The organism is Anaerobacillus sp. 63XJN7_4_ISO-PGPR-S23-413 (assembly GCF_056173725.1).
The window spans coordinates 2,029,435-2,050,032 of sequence record NZ_CM149688.1 but is presented as its reverse complement, the minus strand read 5'-3'; the positions used below and the strand labels follow the sequence as shown (position 1 = coordinate 2,050,032).

Below are 20,598 nucleotides of genomic sequence, written 5' to 3'. Positions count from 1 at the left end.
TAACTCCAGACTGCCGTTTCATCAGACCTCGTTCGGGCTTCCACCGTCCCCGAATCGCTAAAGTCAAGGTTATTCTGACTACTATTTATCCTTCATAGTTAGTATGGTTTATGTATGCAATTGATATGACATATGATACAAAAAATATTGCCCTAAAGTCAAGGATTATTCATTTCACACCGTATTTGCTTTCATCAAAGCTTATCACAAAAAAACGACCTTAAAGGTCGTCATTCATTTATGTATATTCATAGATGTCGGTTTTTGTCTTGTCTTAAGAATGCCTGTACCTCTTCTTTCTTCAATCCAAGTTCCCTGGCAGCCCTCATGAGAATAACCCATTCTTGATCAAGTACCTTCTTAGGCTTAGGTTTCGCCATGGTCATTCTTTTCTCCTCCTTCTTGGGTTTTCCAGGAGGACCAGCCGTCATCGTTGGAGAACCAACATTAGACCTGTGTCTTTGCGTCCCACCCTTTAGGATGGTTTGCCCTTGTCTGGAGAATTCAGAAATGACACATTCCGACCTTAAACTTACAAAACACACAACTTTTTAGTGAATAAATGCGATTATCGAGAAGTTTGACGTTATATGCTACTAATATACCAGTTATCTGATGAAAATTCAAAATATTTTTAAATTTTCATTTCTACTTCTAACATCCTAGGATTTCACTCATATCCTAACTGTATTCCCTGAATATATTTTTCACAAAGGAAGAGTGATATGCAGAGAAATCATATTAGTACCGCCTGGAGCGGCAAACATGTTGTACTACTTCGTTGTGAACCCACCTCTAGTACCGTAAAAACCATGTATAAAAGTCTTCATGCCCCAACAGAACCATTACATCCCCATTGTAGTGAGACACTTTCTACTTACCTTAGCATTGGATATACAGTTGCATTTGTTCATTCATTAATCGACGGCTCCATTGAATATGTTCTAACAAAATAAAAGAAGGTTGCCTTCGCAACCTTCTCTTTTGTTTAGAATTGACTTAAATATTCTTTCACCTGATCTGGATTTTTGGTATTCGCACTATGCAAGTGACCAATCTTTTTGCCGTCTTTATAGACAAGAAGGCTCGGAATACCCATAACATCATTTTCCTCTGTAATTTCAGGGAATTGTTCAATATCGATTTGAGCCCATTGTTTTTCATGATGAGCATTCATTATATCATCAATAAAAAAGTCAAGGCGCTTGCAATCCGGGCACCAGTTAGCTTCATATTTTAGAATGGATACGTCATTATTGTTAATGAATGACTGATAAGAATCAGCTGTTTCAATCTTCTTCATGATTATCTCTCCTTCACCTATATCTTCATTAACAATTATATCGAAATAATCATTGAATGTCTGTAAGAAAGCTTACGTTATTTCACACTAAGATAGTGCAAACTGAAAAGCTGTTCTTGATCAGTCCATGTTTTCATTGATGTGAAACCTGAATTCTCTGCTAACAGTTTAAATTCCTCTAGACTATATTTATAGGAATTCTCCGTATGAATCGTTTCATGGTTCTCAAAATGTATATGTTGATCACCAACGGTCACCATTTGCTCTAGCATACTGACAAGATGCATCTCAACCCTTCCCAGATTAGCATTATAATAGGCGTAATGCTCAAACTGATCTAGGGAGAAATTCGCCCCTAACGAAAGATTCAAATGACGAAGCATGTTTAAATTAAACTTTGCAGTTACTCCCTTGCTATCATTATAAGCACGATGCAGAAGAGATGGTGATTTCTTTAGATCAACTCCAATTAATAATCCATCATTACTTGATAGTGTACTCGAAATTCTTGATAAAAACCTTTCTGCTTCTTGCTTCTCAAAATTACCGATTGTAGAACCGGGAAAAAAGACCGTATTTTTTTTAGAAGGATCAAGCAGATGTTCCGGCAGATGAAAGGCATTTGTATAATCCGCAACAATACCAGTAATTTTAATGTTAGGATAATCAAATGCCAATTGTGCTGCAGACTCTTTCAAAAATGTTTTCGATATATCAATAGGACTATATTCTTGAATCAATCCAGATTCAAGAAGAAGTCTGATTTTGCGACTTGCCCCACTTCCAAATTCAATAACCCTAGATTCTTCGCCAATGTAAGCAAGAATATCATCAAGAGACTCTTCCATTATTCCAAGTTCCGTTCGAGTCGGATAATATTCTTCTAGCTGTGTGATTTCTTCAAATAGCTCAGATCCATATTGATCATAAAGAAATTTAGGCTCAAGCTTCTTATTAGGAGCTGTCAATCCCTTTAAAACTTCTTGAAGTCGATCAGATTGTTCTGGCAAAAGATCAACTAGCTGAATACTTGGCGAAGTTTTTATCATAGCTCATCATCTGCAAGACGAATGCCGGTAAATTGCCAGCGTTTATCTGGACCAAAGAAATTTCGATAGGTCGGGCGAATATGAGTTACGGAGGTAACACATGATCCGCCTCTTAGAATCATCTGACTGCTCATGAATTTTGCATTATACTCGCCCAACGCCCCGTCAAGCGGTTTATTACCTGGGTAAGGCATATAAGGACTTTTCGTCCATTCCCACACATCTCCATAGGCTTTTTTAATTATACCTTCATTTTTCTTGACCGATGCGACGGGATGATAGATGCCATCTTCAACAAAATTACCCGCAATCGGCTGATCGCGAACTGCAAGTTCCCATTCGGACTCAGAAGGAAGTCTTTTACCTACAAAGCTTGCATATGCTTCAGCTTCGTAGTAGCTAATATGTGTAACAGGTTCTTCTAAATTTAGTGGAACTAACCCATGAAGCGTAAAGGTATACCACTCCCCATCCTTTTCAACCCAATGCAACGGTGCTTGCCAATTTTCTTTCTTTACTGTTGCCCAACCATCTGATAACCAGTAGGTCGCTTCTTTATAACCACTAGCTTTAATAAACGCAAGATATTCCCCGTTCGTTACTGTTCTAGTCGCTAACTTAAATGGCTCAAGCCAAGATTTATGTATTGGACGTTCATTATCAAAAGAAAAACCATCATCTTCATTTATACCCGTTTCAATCAGCCCTCCCTTAAATGAGATCCACTCTAATGGTGTAGCTTTTTCTTTAGAATTAACCTCAAGTGAACGGTAGACGGGTTTCAATGGATTAATGGAAAAATTATATTTAATGTCTGTCATTAAAAGCTCTTGATGCTGTTGCTCGTGATTCAATCCGATTTCTACTAAATCAGCAACTTGGTGAAGTTTACTATCGTCAATTTCTTGAATAAGAGTAACCATTTCTTCATCAATATCAGATCGATAGCTTCTAACTTTATCTATACTTGGCCTGCTCAGCAAGCCTCTTGCATGGCGAGGGAAATAACTTCCTACACTTTCATAGTAAGAGTTAAATAAGTATTCGAATTCTTCGTGAAACGACTTGTAATTTTCACAGTATTCTTTCAGAATAAACGTTTCAAAAAACCACGTTGTGTGGGCCATGTGCCATTTGGGAGGACTTACATCTGGAATCGATTGAATAGTGAAATCCTCCGTTTCAAGTGGTTCCACTAAGGTGTTCGTCATTGTGCGTGTTACTTCATAAGCATGAAGCAATTGTTTTCGTAATTCGTTTAATTGAATGGATTGTTGTACCATAAGTTCCTCCCCAAAATCTTTATAATTTATGAACATAAAGTTTTACCCTAGTTTTAACTAAATTAAACATTTAAAGACATATTCCTGTTTCGAAGAGAACATTTAATATATCTTTAAAGTCCTGTGTCGTTAGGAGAATGTCCTCTGTATCCAACAATTGTTTTCTCTTCCTCTAATAACAGGAAAAGTATTGGAGATGTGAATCTAGCATTCGTAACACCTTATTTAATGCGTGCTCTATATTATTCCTCTCATTATTGCTTGGCTATTAAAGGTCTTCCAAAGAAAGAGCTTCCTTTCCTCCTACAAGAAAAGGTACAACAAATTCCCCAGCAACTTTAATGAGTTCATCCTGTCGATCCGGCTGTTCCATTAAATTGACTTCTTCAAACGGGATGCTTTTTACCTTTAGATGCTGTTTCATTTTATAACAATCGATACAACTTGTAATCGTAAATAATGTAATCTGTTCCATGTTAGACATCTAACCTCCTAACATAGTCTAGTATAAGTGATAAAATAGATAAAATGATGTAAGCTAACTTACGGAGTACAACTACTTTGACATGAATGAAGGTGATGAAAATAGATAAATTAACAATGTTATCTCAGATCAACTTATTTGAAGAACTCGAAATGAATGACTTAATACAAATTGATCGTGTAAGTGACATGCAACCTTTAAAAAAAGGAACGGTCATACTGGGGCCCGAAAAACCGATGAAAGCCCTCTTCCTTTTAAAAAAAGGAACAGTACGTCTCTTTCGCTCTAACGCTGCAGGTAAACAATTAACTGTTGACCTTCTAGGAGACGGCAACATATTCGGTGAAACATCTAGTTTCTCTCTCAATGATGATTCCGTATATGCGGAAGCCATGTCTGACGTATATGTCTGCGTCATCGGTAAAGATCAATTTGAAGAACTTATTTCCGAAAACCCCAAGCTCGCCATAAAATTCATTGAAATTCTTTCATCTCGTTTAAAAGAAATCTATGAAATGAGTGAAAACCTGGCGCTTAGAAGTGTAAAATATCGAATCCTATCGCTTTTAATGAAACTCAGCGAAAAATTTGGTAAAAGAAAAAATGAATGGCAAACCATTGATATTAAGTTAACGCATTATGATATCGCTACGATGATCGGTTCCACAAGAGAAACAGTGAGCGCCACGATTAGCGAACTTAAAAAAGCTGGCTACATAAAAAAAACGCCGCTAACATTTGCGATCCATGCAGAACAGGCAATATCCTACATGGAAGAAAACGGAGAATAAGAAGCAGAGACATCAGATATCCTCTTCACAAGAAAAGACGCTAAGTTTCATTAGCGTCTTTTCTTGCCCCTCGATCTAATTTGCAGTTTTTCCATCTGAGTCTTTCTGGTTATCCTTTTTTCCTTCTAGTTTATCCCACTTAATCGGTCTATTGAGATTTAATTTTTTTTTCAAGTTCAATAAACAGTTGAAATGACCAACATACCATTTATCGAACTTCACCATATGAATGGTTTCCCAGTCTCTCATCTCCTTCGTACATCCATCACAATGTATTTCCATTGGAAGGCACTTCCTGTCTTAAGTAGTTTTCTTTATTTATATTCAAAGAACTGAAAATGTGATTGGTCATCTGTACGAAAAAACGCATCCAATGGATGCGTTTCTCTTCTTTATTTTAGATTCTCTGGATTTAACACTTGAAGTGCTTCAGGGACAAACTTGCCATCTTTGCGAATTAACTCATCATCAAACCAGATTTGCCCGCCACCATATTCCGGACGTTGGATTAAAACAAGATCCCAATGAACGGAAGAATCGTTGCCGTTTGGTGCCTCATCATAGGCTTGTCCTGGGGTGAAATGGAAAGATCCATCGATTTTCTCATCAAAGAGAATATCTTTCATTGGCTCACGAATGAAAGGATTGACGCCGATAGCGAATTCTCCGATATATCGTGCACCTTCGTCCGTGTCGAGAATTTGATTAAGTCTTTCTGTATCGTTTGCAACTGCATCAATCACTTTTCCGTTTTCAAAAGTAAGCTGGAGGTTTTCAAACACAAAACCGTTATAAGGAGAAGGTGTATTATACGTAATGACGCCATTGACGCTATCTTTTACAGGTGCCGTAAATACTTCTCCATCAGGTATGTTAAGTTCACCCGCACATTTTACAGCTGGAATATCTTTAATAGAAAAACTTAAATTTGTATCCGGGGAGACGATTCGGACTTCGTCAGCTTTGTTCATACGCTCAACAAGGGCATCCATCGCCTCACTCATTTTTGCGTAATCCATTGTACAAACATTGAAATAGAAATCTTCAAATGCTTCTGTACTCATACCTGATAGCTGTGCCATTGATTCATTAGGATATCTCATCACAACCCATTTCGTTTGTTTTACACGTTGGTTGCTGTGAACTTTTGTTTTGTAAATCTGATTATAGAGAGCCATTTTCGCTTCAGGAACGTCAGAAAGTTCATTAATGTTCTCAGAACCGCGAATGCCAATATACGCATCCATTTTCTCCATTTGATTTAAGTCGATTTCAGCCCATTCTGTAATTTGTTCTTCTGTGGCATTCATCAATAGCTCACGAAGAACTTGATTATCTCTTAAATTCACATGAGGAAAGCCACCTGCTTTATGTACTTCTTTTACAATACTCCGCACTAATGAATTATTCACATCAAAGGCTTCAATCAAGACATGTTCACCTTGTTGAATTTTTGTAGAATACTGCACAAGTTTCTCTGCAAACTCTATAATACGAGAATCAAACATATTCTCCCTCTTTTCATCAAATTAATATTCTTAACCTTTTCTATTATACGCTCTATACCGGAGTTTCTTCAAACATTAGAAAACCGGGCATACGCCCGGTTTTCTTATTTGATATCTTGATCGTACTCCATATAGATTACGTGTGTCTTAAGATATTCATTAAGACCATGTTTGCCATCTGCACCACCGATACCTGATTGTCCCATACCTGCATGGAACCCTTGCACCGCTTCAAAGTTCTCACGATTCACATAAGTTTCACCATAACGAAGGACATTCGATGCTTTCATCACTTCGTGCATGTTATCACTAAAGATCGATGAAGATAGTCCATAATGAGTATCGTTAGCCATTTCTAGAACTTTGTCAAAATCGCTATATACAACAATCGGTAAGACTGGTCCGAAAATCTCTTCTTGGATAACATTCATATCCTGGGATACATCAGTCAGAACAGTAGGTTCAAAGAAAAAGCCTTTGTCCCGATCTACACGCTTCCCACCTGTTTTCACAACAGCACCAGCTTTCACTGCATTATTCACCATTTCTTCGACAGAATCGATTTGCTGTTTGTTCGCAAGTGGACCTATGTCACATCCATCTTCGTTTAAAGAGTCCCCTACTTTTGTATTCTTAAAAGTATTAGTAATTTTCGAGATGAATTCTTCGGCTACATCTTCATGCACATATACACGTTCTGCATTTGTACAAGCCTGACCATTGTTTGTTATACGAGATGTCGTAATCTTCTCAACGGCTAAGTCAACGTTCGCATGTTTCGTTACGATCGCTGGCGCTTTGCCACCAAGCTCAAGATTCACTTTTGTAATGTTTTTAGCAGCCGCTTCCATCACTTTTGAACCTGCCGGATAACTTCCTGTTAAACTAATCATTTGCACGTCTGGTGAAGAAGCAAGTGGCGTACCAATGTCTGAACCTTTACCGGTAACTAAGCTAAATACTCCTTTAGGAACGCCGATTTCATGGATAATACTTGCTAGCTCACATGCTGTATTTGGCGTATATTGACTTGGCTTAATAATAATCGGACAGCCTGTGACAAACGCTGGTGCTACCTTCCGAGCAAAGATAAACATTGGGAAGTTCCATGGCACAATACCCCCAACGATTCCGATCGGCTTTTTGAATACAAGAATATTCTCATTCGGGCGATCACTTGGGAGTACTTCCCCTTCATATCGTCTTGCCCAACCTGCCATATAGCGGAAGTAATCAATCGTTAGGTCTACTTCTGCCTTTGAAGCATCTACTGTTTTACCATTTTCTTCAGTCAACATGTTAATAAAAGCTTCTTTTTTCTCTTCAATTTTATTTGCAATCTTATATAAGTAATCAGCTCGTTCAATTGAAGGTTTCTTTTCCCAATCTCTTTGGGAAGCTTTAGCGGCTTCAATTGCACGCTGCACGTCATTCTCATCACTTTTCGGAATTCGTGAAATCACTTCTTCTGTAGCTGGATTGATCACTTCGAGCATTTCTTCTGAATGACTGTTTGTAAATTCACCGTTAATGTATAGTTGATAGCTTTTCACTTGAAAGACCTCCTACATAGTGTTGGAGAACTGTTCCCAAGTTAGTTATATTCTTAAACATATGATCACACATTCAAACAGGTTCTTTCGCTAACTCCCTCTTCTCAAGCCAAGCTTCTAGTTCTTTATGATGCCTTTTCATCTCTTCATATCCTTGATTGTATAAAGTCGTGAGACGAAGCTGTGACTTTTCTATCCGTGCTACTTCAAGAGGTGTGGAAGGTTGAATGATAAAATAATTTTCCCGATTTGCTTCTATATGATCAAGTGTTTGATTGTAATGAATATATCGCTTTGTAATGGCTTGTGCGAGCGCAGGATTTTTCCGATAAAGACGTTGGATCATCCATGATAACTTTGATTTCTGCTTTCGATATCCTTCATTACGGGTCAAAACGACGACATGACTTTTATTGCCATCGGCTTCCGATTTTTGAACAGGAATCGGATCTGTAATACCCCCATCGAGATGAAAACGATTATTAATTTGGACGGGCGGCGCCATAAATGGTAATGAGCTCGATGCTCTTAGAATCGAAAGAATCTGTTCACCATCATCTTTCTTATTAAAGTAATAAGGTTTTCCAGTAGAGATGTCTGTTGTGCCAATAACAAATTGCTCAGTAGCATTCTGAAATGCCTCAAAATCGAAGGGCACATGAGTAGAAGGAATTTCATTAAAGATCAAGTCCATACCAAACAGCTGTTTTTTACGAAATAAATTTTTGTATGAAATGTATTCTGGATGGTTCACGTAATCAATAAGTACTGTGCGGTTCCTTCCATTTTGCCTAGAGAGGTATGAAGCTGCATTACAAGCACCAGCAGATACGCCAATCACGTAAGGAAAATACAAATCGTGCTCCATCATATACTCTAAAACGCCTGCCGTGTAAACGCCTCTCATCCCTCCGCCTTCTAGTACAAGACCTACTGAATTCATTTAAAAGTCCCCTTTTCAATCATCTATAGTTAATTTTACTGGAGTTGTAAATGAACCTCAAGAAAGCAAGCTTAGTTACTCGTCAAAAGTAAAAAGCTCCCTGCCAGTGCAGGAAGCTTCCTTTATTCTTCGCGTTCTTCATTCTGAATTGTTTTATGCCCTGTTGATGCTTCTTGAGGGAACTTTGTTTGACCTGATGTTTTAGGTCGTTCACGTTCCATACCTTTTTTCTTATGATCAAATGCCTTTCCTCGGCCCATCTTACCCCTCCTTTCATCTCTTCATATTCTCCCACTTACGGAAAAAAAGTATCCGAAAGAAAGTGAAATGAACATGTATAGAACCAGATGAAAGTGGCTATGATAATTAGTGAAGAGGGAAGAACAAAAGTGCATAAGGAAAACGGAAGCTTTTAAGGAGATGGTCGCGTTGAACTACTCTGTTGGTAAAACAAGGCTCTAACAACTTTCATTAGAAAGAGGTGTCTCCAAAAGACAACTACCGTTCTACCCCATCGCTTGTTTAGCAAACGCTAATAACTTCCTTCTTCATGAGGGTCTTATCCTATCGGATAGGGCCCTTTATGCATTTTCTTTCACATGCTGATGTGCTAAACTAATCTGAATTGCGATTTGCTCTGGCGACGTACCTCCATAGCTTTTTCTTGCATTCATCACATTAGCAGGCTTAAGCACTTCAAAAACATCTTCTTCAAATAATGGCGTAAATGATTTAAATTCTTCCATTGTAAGATCAAGTAAAAATTTCTTTCTCTCGATACCGTAAAGAACAATCTTTCCAATGACTTCATGTGACTCGCGGAACGTCATTCCTTTATTCACAAGGTAATCCGCAATATCGGTTGCATTAGAGTAATCTTCATTAACTGCTTGCTTCATGTTTTCTGTCTGTACTGTCATTGTTTCAATCATAGGCGCCAAAAGTTGAAGAGCGCCATCAAGCGTCTTAGCTGTATCAAACATGCCTTCCTTGTCTTCCTGCATGTCTTTGTTATAAGCAAGCGGTAGTCCCTTTAATACCGTTAACAAGCTAAACAAATTCCCATAAACACGACCTGTTTTCGCACGAAGAAGTTCAGGAACATCCGGATTCTTTTTCTGTGGCATAATACTCGATCCCGTACAGAAAGAATCGTCTAGTTCGATAAATTGGAATTCCTGACTGCTCCAGATCACCATTTCTTCCGACAAACGGGACATGTGCATCATCAGCATGGAAGCATTTGAAAGAAACTCGACAATAAAATCACGATCACTAACAGCGTCCATGCTGTTAGGATAAACGGCGTCAAAACCTAGCAGTTCTGCCGTGCGATGACGATCAATCGGAAAGGTTGTTCCAGCTAGTGCGCCTGCACCAAGCGGTAACATACTCGTTCTCTTTAAGCTGTCTTGAAATCTTTCCTTGTCACGTTCAAACATCCAGAAATACGCTAGCATATGATGGGCAAATGATACAGGTTGAGCACGCTGCAAATGTGTATAACCTGGTAAAACAGTTTCAACATGAGATTCAGCCTGGCTTAGAATCGCCTGCTGAACCTCTTCGATATGTGAAATAAAATGGTTAACCTTTTTTATAAGGTACATATGCATATCCGTTGCAACCTGGTCATTACGACTTCTACCGGTATGCAGCTTTCCTCCAACAGGTCCTATTTCATCAATGAGTGCTTTTTCAATGTTCATATGAATGTCTTCGTGAGATACATCGTATTCAAACGTTCCATTCTGAATGTTCTCAAGAACAACGTGTAAGCCTCGCTTGATTTCTTCCATGTCCGAGGAACTAATCACTCCGCATTCACTAAGCATCTGAACATGGGCCAGACTGCCTTCGATATCTTCTTCTGCTAGTTCTTTATCATACTGGATCGAAGCTGTATATTCTTCTACAAGCTTATTCGTTTCTTTCGTAAAGCGTCCACCCCATAGCTTAGACACACTAACATCTCCTTATTGAGTTACTTTTTGTTTCTTATGCACTTCCGCATTCACTTTTGTAGGTAATCCCCATAGTTTAATGAATCCAACTGCAGCGTCATGATCAAAGAGATCACCTTTAAGATATGTTGCAAGTTGTTCGTTATAGAGAGAGTTTTCTGACTTACGTCCAACTACTGTGTTTGACCCTTTGTGTAATTTAAGACGAATCTTCCCACTTACTACTTTCTGGGTTTCGTTAATGAACCCTTCAAGCGCCTGACGAAGTGGTGAATACCATAGACCATCATAGATCAGTTTTGAAAGCTGCTGATCAATCGTCGTTTTGAACTGTGATACTTCACGAGTATGTGTTAGAAATTCTAGTTCTTTATGAGCGTTAATCAAAATGAGCGCGCCTGGATTTTCATATACTTCTCTGGATTTAATCCCAACAAGGCGATTTTCAATATGATCAATACGTCCAATACCGTGGACGCCGCCGATTTCATTTAACTTCTCAATAAGATCAACTAGCCCAATCTTTTGGCCATTAAGTGCTGTTGGGCAGCCTTCTACAAAATCAATTTCAATGTATTCCGGCTCATCAGGTGTTAGGTGAATTGGTGCTGTCCAATCGAATGCGGCTTCTGGAGCCTCAGCCCACGGATCTTCAAGTACACCAGCCTCACATGCACGTCCCCAAATGTTGGCATCAATTGAAAATGGATTATCAAGTTTAACTGGAACCGGGATCCCTTTTTCTTGTGCGTAAGCAATCTGTTCATCACGCGTCATTCCCCATTCACGAACAGGAGCGATCACTTTCAAGTCCGGATTCAACGCTTGAATCGATACTTCAAAGCGAACCTGATCATTTCCTTTTCCTGTACATCCATGTGCCACTGCCGTAGCTCCTTCACGTTCAGCCGCTTCAACGAGAAGCTTTGAAATGAGGGGACGTGACAGTGCTGAGGATAGCGGGTATTTCCCTTCGTATAATGCATTTGCTTTTAATGCGGGTAAAAGATAATTCTCAGCAAGAAGTTCTTTCGCTTCAATCATATAAGCTTTTGAGGCACCCACATTCAGTGCCTTTTCCTTGATCGACTCTAGATCTTTCCCTTCACCTACGTCAAGTCCAAGAGCAATAACCTCGTATCCATATTTTTCTTCTAACCATTTTATCGAAATGGAGGTATCAAGTCCTCCGGAATAAGCAAGAATGATTTTCTCTTTTGCCATGTCATCCACTCCTTATCTTTGTATTAATATCTATGATAACGTATATTTATTCAAATTGCACGAAAAAAATTTAACTTTTTAATAAAAGTTTCAAAAGTGCTTTTTGAGCGTGAAGACGATTCTCTGCTTCCTGGTATACAACTGAATGAGAGCCATCGATAATTTCCGCTGTAACCTCTTCTCCTCTATGCGCTGGAAGGCAATGCATAAAGATGTAATTTTCATCAGCATTTATGCATAACTCCTCATTCACCTGATAAGGTTCGAAAACGCCCTCGCGTTCAGCTTGCTCGTCTTCTTGCCCCATACTCGCCCACACATCGGTAATCAAAACATCCGCATCCTTAGCAGCTGCAAGGGGATCAGCGGTTACTTCAATGACCGAACCATTTGTTTTCGCTACTTCGTTCGCTTTCGCTACGATCTCTTCATCTGGTTCATACCCTGCTGGACAGGCGATCGTGAAATTCATGCCCACTTTCGCTGCCCCTTCAATAAGTGAATGAGCCACATTGTTCCCATCTCCAAAATAAGCTGCTTTCAATCCACTTAAATGACCTTTATGCTCGATAATCGTTAGTAAATCAGCAAGAATTTGTGCTGGATGATGTGTATCTGTTAATCCGTTAATAACAGGAACGGAAGAAGCTTTCGCAAAACGTTCAATCGTCTCATGGCCAAACGTTCGAATCATTACTCCGTCAAGGTACCCTGCTAGCACATTAGCGGTGTCTTCAACCGTCTCACCTCTTCCAAGCTGAATGTCTTTCGAACTAAGAAACAAAGCATGCCCGCCAAGCTGAAGCATCGCTACTTCAAATGATACACGCGTTCTTGTTGATGACTTTTCGAAGATCATCCCAAGCACCTTTCCTTTTAATTCTCCATGAGGAATCCCTTCTTTTTGAAGTTTTTTCAACTGTTCAGCTTCTTGCAAAAGATAATGAATCTCCTCACTGCTAAGTTCAGCGATCGATAGAAAATCTTTCCCCTTCATTCCTTCTGCGATTTCATTTTGCGTTTTTACCGACTGCATCATTCAATCATCCTTCCTGCCCGATTGGAGTTTCTTTCATTTGGTGCCAATGCGCTAGACTGTTGACTTCAAGTGTCTTCGATCCTTCTAAGACCAATAACTGAAGCGTGTCAAGATGCGTAAAACATGGAATTTTATATCGTGTGGCGAGTGCGCGCATTTGAAATCCAGAGCGTTCTTTTTCTCTGCCGATTGTCGGAATCGATACAACTGCGCTTAGCTCTTCTTTCATTAGCGTCTCAATTTCATCTAAATCTTTTTTTATCACGGTTGATTGGATGCCTTTGTCATTTAACAATTTGGCTGTTCCAGATGTTGCGTATATTTTTACACCTTTTTCTTTAAGCTTCATTAGTACATCACATGCAGCTTCTTTATGCTCTTCACTAATTGAACATAGGATGGAAGAAGGTAGCTTATTCGGATCCCATGTTGGTACAATCGCTTTTCTTAATGCTTCTTCCGATGTTTTTGCCATAGCAAGAACTTCTCCTGTAGACTTCATCTCTGGTCCAAGCACATGGTCAACGTTTTTTAACTTTCCATTTGAGAAGATAGGAAACTTCACAGTGTAATAAGGCTTCTCTTCTAATAATCCCGTTGCTTCTAATGAGTTACTTTGCAATTGCGCTTTAATCGCCCATTCAACCATTGGAATGTTCGTTACTTTACTGATAACGGGTACCGTTCTCGAAGATCTTGGATTAATTTCAAGAACATAAATGATGCCTTGATCGATGACAAATTGAATATTCATTAACCCTCGACATTCGAGCGCTTGAGAGAGCTTTTCAGAATACATCGTAATCGTTTCTTTCTGCTTCTCTGTAATGGATACAGGTGGATAAATCGCTGTGCTATCTCCAGAATGAACGCCCGCTCGTTCAAGGTGCTCCATAATGCCAGGAATGGCGATTGATTCTCCGTCGCAAATCACATCGACCTCACATTCAATTCCTTCCACAAAGCGGTCGAGAAGGAATGGCCACATTTTCTTTGAACTGCTCTCTAATTTTTGCGTATACCGTTTCAATTCATCCATATGACGGAAGATAAACATGTTTTGTCCGCCTATCACATAGGAAGGTCTTACAATGATCGGGAATCCTAACTCTGCGGCAAGCTCCTCCATTTCATCTGGCTTGTAAGCCATTTTCCCTTCAATATAAGGAATCGAAAGAGAATCCAACAATTGATAAAATTGATCTCGGTCCTCAACTTTATTAATGTTCTCAACAGGTGTTCCGAGGATTGGAACTCCGCGCTCGTGCAACTCTTCCGCTAAATTAACAGCTGTTTGACCACCAAATTGTACGGCCACTCCTATAATATGTTCCTTTTCGATAACCGCAAGAACATCTTCAAGTGAGAGCGGTTCAAAGTAAAGACGATCGGCAACGCTATAATCTGTACTAACCGTTTCTGGGTTATTATTCATAACAATCGCACGATAGCCTAACTTCTTCACTGCTTGTGTCGCGTGAACGGAGCAATAGTCAAACTCCACACCTTGCCCGATTCGAATGGGCCCTGAACCAAGAACGAGGATGCCTGGCTCATTGATCTGCTCCATCTCATCGCTCCCTAAATACGTAGAGTAGAAATAAGGCGTGATGGCTTCAAACTCCCCTGCACACGTATCAACTTGCTTCATTCCCCTCTGAATGCCAGCTTCTTTACTCATACTCATGATCGAATCGATCGTTTTTCCAGTTACTTTCGAAATGTAAGCATCACTAACGTTTAATTGCTTAACATGAATCAATAATTCTTCAGAAAGATCGGTTTGATTCATTATCTTTACTTCCGCTTCCACAATTCGCTTCACCTTATGAAGAAACCAGCTATCAATGGCTGTAAGTGATTTGATGTCCTCTACAGAATAACCTCTTCGAAAAGCTTCACTAATTAAAAAAAGTCTTTCATCTGTTGGCGTTATTAGCTGTTCATTTAAATACTCTTGACTTACCTCTTCATATAAGCCTGTTAATGATTGATGACCACTCTCTAGAGATCGAACAGCTTTGTTTAAAGCACCTTCAAAACTTCGATCAATTGCCATCACTTCTCCAGTTGCTTTCATCTGCGTTCCGAGTACGCGATCACCTTCAGGAAACTTATCAAATGGGAACCTCGGTATTTTGAAAACTAAATAATCAAGGGCAGGTTCGAATGCTGCATACGTATTACCTGTAATTGGATTTGGAAGCTCATCTAATGTAAAGCCAATGGCACATTTTGCAGCCATACGTGCAATCGGATAGCCAGTAGCTTTAGAAGCTAATGCAGACGAACGACTTACCCGCGGATTCACCTCAATGATGTAATAATCGTTTGATTCAGGGTTTAATCCAATTTGAATATTACAACCACCAATAACGTCAATGGCACGAATCACTTTCAACGAAACGTTTCGTAGCATCTGGTATTGGTAATCATTCAGCGTCTGAGATGGTGCAACAACAATCGAATCCCCTGTATGAATTCCAACAGGATCCATATTTTCCATGTTACAGACGATCATGCACGTATCGTTTTCGTCACGCATCACTTCATATTCGATTTCTTTCCAACCAAGCATGCTTTTTTCAATGAGTACCTGGTGAATAGGACTTAAGGAAAGGCCACGATCAACAATTTCAAGCAAGGCGTTGTCATCAGCTGCAAATCCACCGCCTTCACCACCCATTGTATAGGCTGGGCGAACCATAATCGGATAGCCAATTTCTCGAGCGAATGTTAATGCCTCTTCCCTTGTCACGGCAATTTTCGACTCAGGTACTGGTTCGCCAATATCAAGCATGAGCTGTCTAAACTTCTCACGGTCTTCCCCATTTTGAATAGATTCAACAGAGGTGCCAAGAAGTTCCACATTCAACTTTTCTAGAATTCCTTTTTCATAAAGCTCTACGACAAGATTTAAACCTGTTTGACCACCAAGTGTGCCAATGATGCCATCAGGCTTTTCTTTTTTGAGGATTTCCTCTACATAAGGAAGCGTCATTGGTTCCATATAAACATGATCCGCGATCGATGAATCCGTCATAATGGTGGCTGGATTGCTATTTATTAAAACAACCTCAATCCCCTCTTCTTTTAGCGCCAGGCACGCCTGTGTACCTGCATAATCAAATTCAGCTGCCTGACCAATGACAATAGGGCCAGATCCTAAAATGACAACTTTTTTTAACTCTTTACGTAAAGGCATAGTGCTGGTCTCCTGTTCTTGTAATCTGGTTCATAAATGCGTCGAATAAAAAAGCTGTATCAGATGGTCCCGCATGTGCTTCAGGATGGAATTGCACCGATTGAATGTTGTAATGTTGATGTTTTAATCCTTCAACGGTTCCATCATTTAAATTAACAAAAGTAAGCGCAAACCCTGTATCTTCTAAGGTCTCCTGTACGACTTCATAACCATGGTTTTGGGAGGTGATAAACACTTTCCCCGTCTCCAAATGCTTCACCGGGTGATTCGACCCCCGATGTCCAAATGTTAGCTTTCGAGTGGACGCCCCGTGTGCAAGAGCGAGAAGCTGATGACCAAGACAAATCCCGAATGTTGGATATTTTTCACTAATAAGCCGGATCGTTTTAAAAGTTGCAGATAATGCTTCAGGATCTCCAGGACCATTACTTAACACCACTCCGTCTGGTTGTAGGTCAACAACTTCCTCAAAAGTTGTATTAAATGGCATGATTGTTACAGCACAATCAAGAGATTGAAGGGACGTAAGAATTGATTTCTTATATCCGTAGTCCATTAGCACAATATGTGGCCCTTCACCTGGATAATGTGTTCTTTCTTTTACTGATACATTTGGAACAAAAGATTTCTCTGATTTCCATTCAACGTTGTTATTAGGAAGTTGAGCCGTTATCTGTCCTTTCATTGTTCCATAATCCCGTAGCATTTTAACTAGGGCTCGTGTGTCTACACCTGTTAAAGAAGGAATTTCATTCTGTAATAGACCATTTGAGAAGGAACCTGTTGCTAAATAATGACTAGGTTCCTCACACTGCTCTCCTGTAACAACACCGTGAAGATGAAGGTGTTCACTTTCACTATCAAGTTTATTTATTCCATAGTTACCGATTTGTGGGTAACAGAAGACGATGATTTGCCCGGCATAAGAAGGATCCGATACAATCTCTTGATAACCGGTCATGCTTGTATTGAAAACAACTTCACCAGAAGCTTCTAAAGCTCCTATTAGATCGCCTTCAAATACTGCTCCGTTTTCTAATACAAGATAGCCCTTTTTCATGCCTTATCCTCCCCTTCAGCTGACTTAAAAACGTCGGTTAGCTTCTCCAAAAATTGCTCTACTTCCTTCTTACTCACATTAAGAGGTGGAAGAATGCGAATGACGTTAGGTCCTGCACTTAAAACAAGAACGTCTTTTTCTCTAAGCTTACTAACAAAAGGCGCGGCATCTGCCACTTCAATTCCTAGAAGTAAACCTAGTCCCCTCACTTCATTAATGGAATTGTGCTGCTCCGACAAACTTTTTAATTCATTTATAAGCATGTCTCCCATTTCTTTTGCGTTGTTAAGTAAAGAACCGATCTCTTTTACCGTCGCAGTTGCAGCGGCAGAAGCAAGTGGATTTCCCCCAAATGTACTTCCGTGAGTTCCTGGACCAAATGTTGACGCTACGCTTTCCTTCGCAAGCATCGCACCAATCGGGAATCCTGAACCTAACCCTTTTGCAAGCGTCATAATATCTGGTTCAAACCCATATTGCTCATGAGCAAATAGCGTTCCGGTTCGGCCCATACCGGTTTGCACTTCATCAACGACGATAAGAATATTGTTTGATTTACAAATCGACACAAGCTCCGAAATCCACTCCTGATCTGCTGGACGAACGCCTCCTTCTCCCTGGACGAGCTCTAACATGACGGCTGCTGGTTTTAGTTCCTCGATTTCTGATAAACGCTCAAAATCGTTGTAAGGAAAATATTCAAAACCAGGAAGCATAGAGCCAAATCCATCTTGAAGGTTTGGTTGAGCTGTAGCGGAAAGGGAACCTAGCGTTCTTCCATGGAAGGACTTCGTGAACGTTGCAATTGTTTCTTTACCGCTCCATTTTCGAACGAGCTTAATCGCTGCTTCATTCGCTTCCGTACCGCTATTACAGAAGAACACCTGGTCAAAACAGCTTTGCGCTGTTAGAACCTCAGCGAGTTCCTGCTGCTTTGGGATATGGTATAAATTCGAACAATGCCAGAGGAGATCCAACTGTTCTGTAACGGCTGTTTTAATCGCAGCTGGTTGATGACCAAGATTACATGTGGCAATTCCGGAAGTAAAATCAAGATACTTTGTTCCGTCTTCACTATATAGGAAGCTTCCTTCACCTTTAACAGCAGTAATCGGAAGTCGATTATATGTTTGCATGATGCTTGTTTGTGACGTTTCAGTTAGTGACATTCTAAAGACTCCTTTCGAACAATTCGCGTTCCAACAGGTTCATGTGCGACTGCTTTTAGCAGGGCATTCTCTTCTCGACCATCAACAATAATAACCGAGGAGACTTTATCCGAAAGAGCGGCAATCGCTCCTTTCACTTTAGGGATCATTCCACCAATAATCGTGCCTTTTTCTATTAAACTTGTTATTTTTGGCTCATCTAGTGTTCTGAAAATAACTTTTTGCCCATCAATTTCTTCATACACACCTGGCGTATCGCTAACGAGACAAATATCTGCATGCAGCGCCTGAGCGACAGCTGATGCGGCTTCATCTCCATTAATATTAAGAGGTTCGAAAGATTCATCCGTACTGATTGGTGAGATAATAGGTATGTACCCAGCTTGAGAGAATTGTTCAATTAGTGATTTATCTACATGGATGACTTCCCCAACACGGCCGAGTGATTCATTAGACTGCTTGCATGTAAACAGCTTTCCGTCTACGCCACTAATGCCAATGGCTTTCGCTCCTGCATGGTGGATCTTCCTCACGAGCTGCTTATTCACCTTACCGCTCAGTACCATTTCAACTGTATCGACCATCTCATCCGTTGTGACACGTAGTCCATCGACAAATGTTGTCTGAATTGATAGCTTATCAAGCATCCTTGAGATTTCAGGGCCTCCACCATGAACGAGTACGGGATGATATCCTTGTTTTTTCATAGCTACTAGGTCAAGGTAAAATGAGTCTGGAAGCTGATTTAATATACTTCCACCACATTTAATAACAAAATACTTTTGATTATGTTCTGTAGGAGGCATTGATTCTGACATAGTCATAAGAAAGGTCACACCCCCATGCTGTTGCTTCTTCATTTCCGTTATGCAAATCAATATAGATATGAATGTTCTCGTTTTCTAAATAGGTTTTTGCCTCTTCCTCACTAAATTCCGTTGTAATACCATAATCCACTACTTTAATGGGTCCAAGTGATATGGAAAGAGAATCTTCTTGAACAGATTCACCACTGTACCCAATAGCACATACAATACGTCCCCAGTTTGCATCGGTTCCATATATGGCTGTTTTTACTAAACTAGAACCTACAACAGATTTGGCAATGGCTTTCGCACCGGTTTCTGTTTGAGCACCTTTTACGTGAACTTCAACGAGTTTTGTAGCCCCTTCGCCATCTTTAGCGATCAATTTCGCTAACTGTTGACAAACATACTCTAGTGAACTTAAGAACGTTTGCCACTCAGGATGACTTTCTGATAACGCTTCATTCTCCGCCTGACCATTTGCTAGAAGAAGGACCATATCATTTGTACTCGTTTCACCGTCAACTGTGATCATGTTATAAGTCGTGTCAGTCACAGAGCTTAATGCGGACTGAAGAGCGTTATTTTCTACTTCTGCATCGGTCGTTACAAAAGCCAGCATCGTGGCCATGTTTGGCTTGATCATTCCTGATCCCTTTGCAGCACCACCAATGGTGATGTCTTTTCCATCAATCTGACACGTTACGGCTACCTGTTTTGTCATTGTATCTGTCGTAACGATCGCTTCAGCAAAATCGGTGCCACTCGTTTTTTCTGCATAGCTTGGAATGTGATGAATCCCTTTGATAATGGCTTCCATGGGCAAATACTCCCCAATGACCCCCGTCGAAGTAACAGCCGTTTCCGTTTCTTTTAGACCCATCACAGTTGCGAATTGTTTACGCATTTCATATGCGTCCTCAAGGCCTTTCTTTCCTGTAAACGCATTGGCGTTTCCCGAATTAACAACTAGGCCTTGAAGTTTTCCATCTACTAAACTTTCTTTTGTCACTTTTAATGGCGGTGCCTGGAAAGTATTCATTGTAAACACTCCTGCAGCATTCGCTGGTACAACCGATTTAATCCAGCCAAGATCTTTACGCTTTCGTTTTAAACCTGCATGAAACCCACCAGCTTGAAATCCTTTAGGAGAAGTAACTGTGCCCTCTTTTACGATTGAAAAAAGTTCCTCACTTACAGTCGATGTTGCCAAAGCA

The 20,598-nt window shown here is 40.0% G+C and carries 20 protein-coding genes and 1 riboswitch; of the genes, 2 read left to right on the top strand and 18 right to left on the bottom strand.

The window, feature by feature from the left end:
• Nucleotides 1-248 precede the first annotated feature (248 nt).
• On the bottom strand, nt 249-386 hold the full coding sequence (locus tag AC0VYO_RS11065; protein ID WP_475367394.1) for an anti-repressor SinI family protein: 138 nt from the start codon (nt 384-386) through the stop codon (nt 249-251).
• 25 nt (nt 387-411) lie between these two features.
• Nucleotides 412-500, bottom strand: a riboswitch (cyclic di-GMP riboswitch).
• A gap of 225 nt (nt 501-725) precedes the next feature.
• Between AC0VYO_RS11065 and AC0VYO_RS11060 the strand changes: the two genes are divergently transcribed.
• Complete coding sequence (locus AC0VYO_RS11060) at nt 726-956, top strand: hypothetical protein (RefSeq protein WP_475367393.1); 231 nt, start codon at nt 726-728, stop codon at nt 954-956.
• Nucleotides 957-988: 32 nt separating this feature from the next.
• On the opposite strand, the gene AC0VYO_RS11055 is transcribed toward AC0VYO_RS11060, so the two are convergent.
• The 4 genes from AC0VYO_RS11055 to AC0VYO_RS11040 form a co-directional block, all read right to left on the bottom strand.
• Entirely contained in the window at nt 989-1,303 is a 315-nt protein-coding gene (locus AC0VYO_RS11055; protein WP_194221634.1) for a thioredoxin family protein, read from the bottom strand.
• 77 nt (nt 1,304-1,380) lie between these two features.
• Nucleotides 1,381-2,352: an L-histidine N(alpha)-methyltransferase gene (gene egtD, locus AC0VYO_RS11050; protein ID WP_475368994.1), complete on the bottom strand. Its 972-nt coding sequence runs from the start codon at nt 2,350-2,352 to the stop codon at nt 1,381-1,383.
• The gene (gene egtB, locus AC0VYO_RS11045; protein WP_475368993.1) at nt 2,349-3,635 is read right to left on the bottom strand and encodes an ergothioneine biosynthesis protein EgtB; all 1,287 of its coding nucleotides are present in this window, start codon (nt 3,633-3,635) and stop codon (nt 2,349-2,351) included. The genes egtD and egtB overlap by 4 nt, the downstream gene beginning before the upstream one ends.
• 268 nt (nt 3,636-3,903) lie before the next feature.
• Nucleotides 3,904-4,119: a glutaredoxin family protein gene (locus AC0VYO_RS11040; RefSeq protein ID WP_475367390.1), complete on the bottom strand. Its 216-nt coding sequence runs from the start codon at nt 4,117-4,119 to the stop codon at nt 3,904-3,906.
• Between the two features lie 116 nt (nt 4,120-4,235).
• On the opposite strand from AC0VYO_RS11040, the gene AC0VYO_RS11035 reads away from it, so the two are divergent.
• The gene (locus AC0VYO_RS11035; protein ID WP_475368992.1) at nt 4,236-4,910 is read left to right on the top strand and encodes a Crp/Fnr family transcriptional regulator; all 675 of its coding nucleotides are present in this window, start codon (nt 4,236-4,238) and stop codon (nt 4,908-4,910) included.
• 75 nt (nt 4,911-4,985) lie between these two features.
• Here AC0VYO_RS11035 and AC0VYO_RS11030 read toward each other — a convergent pair whose 3' ends face one another.
• The 13 genes from AC0VYO_RS11030 to argJ form a co-directional block, all read right to left on the bottom strand.
• Entirely contained in the window at nt 4,986-5,192 is a 207-nt protein-coding gene (locus tag AC0VYO_RS11030) for a hypothetical protein (protein WP_098443633.1), read from the bottom strand.
• 110 nt (nt 5,193-5,302) lie between these two features.
• Nucleotides 5,303-6,418, bottom strand: coding sequence for an aminopeptidase (locus AC0VYO_RS11025; protein WP_475368991.1), 1,116 nt, complete (start codon nt 6,416-6,418; stop codon nt 5,303-5,305).
• A 104-nt stretch (nt 6,419-6,522) separates the two neighbouring features.
• Entirely contained in the window at nt 6,523-7,971 is a 1,449-nt protein-coding gene (gene aldA, locus AC0VYO_RS11020) for an aldehyde dehydrogenase (protein WP_475367387.1), read from the bottom strand.
• 73 nt (nt 7,972-8,044) lie between these two features.
• A complete protein-coding gene (locus tag AC0VYO_RS11015) occupies nt 8,045-8,914 on the bottom strand; it encodes a patatin-like phospholipase family protein (protein ID WP_475368990.1) in 870 nt (289 codons plus the stop codon).
• Between the two features lie 122 nt (nt 8,915-9,036).
• Nucleotides 9,037-9,174: a hypothetical protein gene (locus AC0VYO_RS11010; protein WP_475368989.1), complete on the bottom strand. Its 138-nt coding sequence runs from the start codon at nt 9,172-9,174 to the stop codon at nt 9,037-9,039.
• 321 nt (nt 9,175-9,495) lie between these two features.
• Nucleotides 9,496-10,878: an argininosuccinate lyase gene (argH, locus tag AC0VYO_RS11005; RefSeq protein ID WP_475367384.1), complete on the bottom strand. Its 1,383-nt coding sequence runs from the start codon at nt 10,876-10,878 to the stop codon at nt 9,496-9,498.
• Nucleotides 10,879-10,890: 12 nt separating this feature from the next.
• On the bottom strand, nt 10,891-12,102 hold the full coding sequence (locus AC0VYO_RS11000; protein WP_475367383.1) for an argininosuccinate synthase: 1,212 nt from the start codon (nt 12,100-12,102) through the stop codon (nt 10,891-10,893).
• A gap of 70 nt (nt 12,103-12,172) precedes the next feature.
• A complete protein-coding gene (gene argF, locus AC0VYO_RS10995; RefSeq protein WP_475367382.1) occupies nt 12,173-13,141 on the bottom strand; it encodes an ornithine carbamoyltransferase in 969 nt (322 codons plus the stop codon).
• A gap of 4 nt (nt 13,142-13,145) precedes the next feature.
• Nucleotides 13,146-16,346 (bottom strand): carbamoyl-phosphate synthase (glutamine-hydrolyzing) large subunit, encoded by a 3,201-nt coding sequence (gene carB / locus AC0VYO_RS10990; RefSeq protein WP_475368988.1) that lies wholly within the window; start codon nt 16,344-16,346, stop codon nt 13,146-13,148.
• On the bottom strand, nt 16,333-17,406 hold the full coding sequence (locus AC0VYO_RS10985) for a carbamoyl phosphate synthase small subunit (protein ID WP_475368987.1): 1,074 nt from the start codon (nt 17,404-17,406) through the stop codon (nt 16,333-16,335). Before AC0VYO_RS10985 ends, carB begins: the two co-directional genes overlap by 14 nt.
• Nucleotides 17,403-18,575: an acetylornithine transaminase gene (locus AC0VYO_RS10980; protein WP_475368986.1), complete on the bottom strand. Its 1,173-nt coding sequence runs from the start codon at nt 18,573-18,575 to the stop codon at nt 17,403-17,405. Before AC0VYO_RS10980 ends, AC0VYO_RS10985 begins: the two co-directional genes overlap by 4 nt.
• Entirely contained in the window at nt 18,566-19,393 is an 828-nt protein-coding gene (gene argB / locus AC0VYO_RS10975; RefSeq protein ID WP_475368985.1) for an acetylglutamate kinase, read from the bottom strand. The genes AC0VYO_RS10980 and argB overlap by 10 nt, the downstream gene beginning before the upstream one ends.
• Nucleotides 19,362-20,594 (bottom strand): bifunctional glutamate N-acetyltransferase/amino-acid acetyltransferase ArgJ, encoded by a 1,233-nt coding sequence (argJ, locus tag AC0VYO_RS10970; RefSeq protein ID WP_475367377.1) that lies wholly within the window; start codon nt 20,592-20,594, stop codon nt 19,362-19,364. Before argJ ends, argB begins: the two co-directional genes overlap by 32 nt.
• Nucleotides 20,595-20,598: the final 4 nt, after the last annotated feature.

Coding starts and splice junctions, on each gene's coding strand:
- AC0VYO_RS11065 (WP_475367394.1), bottom strand. CDS start 386: ATGACCATGGCGAAACCTAAGCCTAAGAAGGTACTTGATCAAGAATGG.
- AC0VYO_RS11060 (WP_475367393.1), top strand. CDS start 726: ATGCAGAGAAATCATATTAGTACCGCCTGGAGCGGCAAACATGTTGTA.
- AC0VYO_RS11055 (WP_194221634.1), bottom strand. CDS start 1,303: ATGAAGAAGATTGAAACAGCTGATTCTTATCAGTCATTCATTAACAAT.
- egtD (WP_475368994.1), bottom strand. CDS start 2,352: ATGATAAAAACTTCGCCAAGTATTCAGCTAGTTGATCTTTTGCCAGAA.
- egtB (WP_475368993.1), bottom strand. CDS start 3,635: ATGGTACAACAATCCATTCAATTAAACGAATTACGAAAACAATTGCTT.
- AC0VYO_RS11040 (WP_475367390.1), bottom strand. CDS start 4,119: ATGTCTAACATGGAACAGATTACATTATTTACGATTACAAGTTGTATC.
- AC0VYO_RS11035 (WP_475368992.1), top strand. CDS start 4,236: ATGTTATCTCAGATCAACTTATTTGAAGAACTCGAAATGAATGACTTA.
- AC0VYO_RS11030 (WP_098443633.1), bottom strand. CDS start 5,192: ATGGAAATACATTGTGATGGATGTACGAAGGAGATGAGAGACTGGGAA.
- AC0VYO_RS11025 (WP_475368991.1), bottom strand. CDS start 6,418: ATGTTTGATTCTCGTATTATAGAGTTTGCAGAGAAACTTGTGCAGTAT.
- AC0VYO_RS11015 (WP_475368990.1), bottom strand. CDS start 8,914: ATGAATTCAGTAGGTCTTGTACTAGAAGGCGGAGGGATGAGAGGCGTT.
- AC0VYO_RS11010 (WP_475368989.1), bottom strand. CDS start 9,174: ATGGGCCGAGGAAAGGCATTTGATCATAAGAAAAAAGGTATGGAACGT.
- AC0VYO_RS11000 (WP_475367383.1), bottom strand. CDS start 12,102: ATGGCAAAAGAGAAAATCATTCTTGCTTATTCCGGAGGACTTGATACC.
- argF (WP_475367382.1), bottom strand. CDS start 13,141: ATGATGCAGTCGGTAAAAACGCAAAATGAAATCGCAGAAGGAATGAAG.
- carB (WP_475368988.1), bottom strand. CDS start 16,346: ATGCCTTTACGTAAAGAGTTAAAAAAAGTTGTCATTTTAGGATCTGGC.
- AC0VYO_RS10985 (WP_475368987.1), bottom strand. CDS start 17,406: ATGAAAAAGGGCTATCTTGTATTAGAAAACGGAGCAGTATTTGAAGGC.
- AC0VYO_RS10980 (WP_475368986.1), bottom strand. CDS start 18,575: ATGTCACTAACTGAAACGTCACAAACAAGCATCATGCAAACATATAAT.
- argB (WP_475368985.1), bottom strand. CDS start 19,393: ATGTCAGAATCAATGCCTCCTACAGAACATAATCAAAAGTATTTTGTT.